This is a genomic window from Acidithiobacillus albertensis, from assembly GCF_001931655.1.
In the GTDB taxonomy this organism is placed as follows: Bacteria; Pseudomonadota; Gammaproteobacteria; order Acidithiobacillales; family Acidithiobacillaceae; genus Acidithiobacillus; species Acidithiobacillus thiooxidans.
Genome location: NZ_MOAD01000088.1, coordinates 1 through 716, shown reverse-complemented (window position 1 = coordinate 716; position 716 = coordinate 1). Strand labels below are relative to the sequence as shown.

2 protein-coding genes are annotated in these 716 nt (G+C 48.9%); both read left to right on the top strand.

The window, feature by feature from the left end; translation table 11 throughout:
* The coding region (locus BLW97_RS18175) for an ATP-binding protein (RefSeq protein WP_158025241.1) at positions 1-329 on the top strand (329 nt) is incomplete at its 5' end.
* A 52-nt stretch (positions 330-381) separates the two neighbouring features.
* Positions 382-716, top strand: a 335-nt coding sequence (locus tag BLW97_RS18170; RefSeq protein WP_075324181.1) for a single-stranded DNA-binding protein, incomplete at its 3' end; no start/stop codon positions are given.

The following is a 716-nucleotide window of genomic DNA, read 5'->3' as shown; positions in this document are numbered from 1 at the left end:
TCATAGCCAGGATTCGCCAGACCTGGCGACGGGAAAATGGAAAAGGGACCGAGCTGGAGGTTATTCGCGGATTCGCGGATGTGGATCTTCTCATTATTGATGAAGTAGGAAAGACCTTTGGTAGTGATGGTGAGCGGGTACATCTATTTGAAGTCATTGATCATCGATATCGCGACATGAAGCCCACGATCATTCTCTCCAATGAAGGCGTGGATGGTGTAGAGCGATTTCTCGGTACTGCTGCATTCGATAGGCTCTGCCAAAACGGCGAGCTGCTGATATTGGACTGGCAAAGCCATCGTCGCGGGAGGGCAAGCACTTCAAACTAACCTTTTGTTTTTCTACCTTGTAAACCTTTCTTTATAGTATAGGAGAACCATTATGTCGGGTGTCAATAAAGCCATTGTTTTGGGGTATCTGGGGAAAGACCCAGAGGTACGTTATCAACCAGATGGGAATGCTGTGGCTAATTTCAGCATAGCGACTTCGGAATCCTTCAAGGACCGTGAAGGTAACAAAAAAGAGCGGACTGAGTGGCATCGCATTGTGCTCTGGGGTCGCCTGGCCGAGATTGCCGGACAGTATTTGCGCAAAGGCAGCATGGCGTATGTAGAAGGCAAGATACAGACGCGAAAATGGCAGGACAAAAACGGAGAAGAACGCTATTCAACAGAGATTGTGGGCAACCGCCTGCAACTGATCGGCGGGAAACATGA